Genomic DNA, 1,204 nt, shown 5'->3' with positions numbered 1-1,204 from the left:
GGTCGATTGTATAATCAATTTGAACACCACTGAAAATCAGTAGTATTAGAATATAAAAAATCCATTTCAACCTCTGGTAGAATATGAATTACCACAAACACGATTCTAAGAAAGAGGTCAAAATGGATCATTCAAATTCTAACACAGATTCTCGACAAAAGGGCAGACATTTTACTATCAAGGATCGTTGTCTGATCGAGGCGTACCACAATCAAAAATACTCCAACAGAGCTATTGCCAGAAGGTTAAACTGCTCTCCCAGCTCTATTGGTTATGAGCTGAAACGAGGCTCTAAAATCACTCCTAATAGCCACAGAAAGCGTTATATCGCCGAGGTTGGACAGGATGCTTATGACAATAATCGCAAGCACTGCGGGCGCAAGATTGAGTTCTTTAAGCACCGCCGCTTCATGGAGTATGTGGTCAAGCATTTCCACCAAAATGACTGGTCTTTAGACGCTTGTGTCGGGCGTGCATTAGTAGTAGATGGCTTCTCCAAGGATGAGGTCGTCTCTACCAAAACGCTGTACAAGTACGTTGATCAAAGGCTTCTGGGTATCATCAATCTCGATTTGCCCATGAAGACTACTCGGAGTACTAAGCAGCACAGAGTACGCCAAAATCTGCGTAAACTAGGCTGTAGTATCGATGAACGAGACCCGAAGATTGAACTGCGTGAAGAGTTCGGCCACTGGGAATGCGACCTGGTTCTTGGGAAGAAAACCAAGGATGACGAGGTCCTTCTGACTCTTTGTGAGAGAAAGACTCGGATGTTCTTGGTAATCAAGATCCCTGACAAGACCGCCGATAGCGTTATGGCTGCCTTTAAGGAGCTCCGTAAAGAATATGGCGCTAAATGGGACCAAATCTTTAAGTCTATCACAACTGACAATGGGTCAGAGTTTGCGAAGTTAAGCGACTTAGAGGCAGTTTCTAAAACTCTTGTTTATTATGCCCACCCTTACACCTCTTGCGACAAGGGAAGCGTTGAGCGCCACAACGGCATTATCAGACGCTTCATCCCAAAGGGTGAGAGGATCGACAAATACAGTATTGACGACATCTTTGGTATTCAGATGTGGTGTAATTCACTACCTCGAAAGATCTTGAATTACTCCACGCCAGAGGAATTATTCGATTCTGAAATGGATAAAATCTACCAAATTTAGTGGGTGTTCAAATTATTCTTGCAATTTACCAAAAA

General features: G+C 43.1%; 1 protein-coding gene. It reads left to right on the top strand.

Translation table 11 applies throughout. From position 1 onward, the window contains the following. Positions 1-122 precede the first annotated feature (122 nt). A complete protein-coding gene (locus FYJ62_RS10525; protein WP_039944337.1) occupies positions 123-1,169 on the top strand; it encodes an IS30 family transposase in 1,047 nt (348 codons plus the stop codon). Positions 1,170-1,204 lie beyond the last annotated feature (35 nt).

Origin of the sequence: Lactobacillus porci (assembly GCF_009695985.1) — a bacterium.
Classification (GTDB): Bacteria; Bacillota; Bacilli; order Lactobacillales; family Lactobacillaceae; genus Lactobacillus; species Lactobacillus absianus.
Note: the sequence above shows the minus strand (reverse complement) of the source record. Positions and strands in the feature narration are given on the sequence as shown.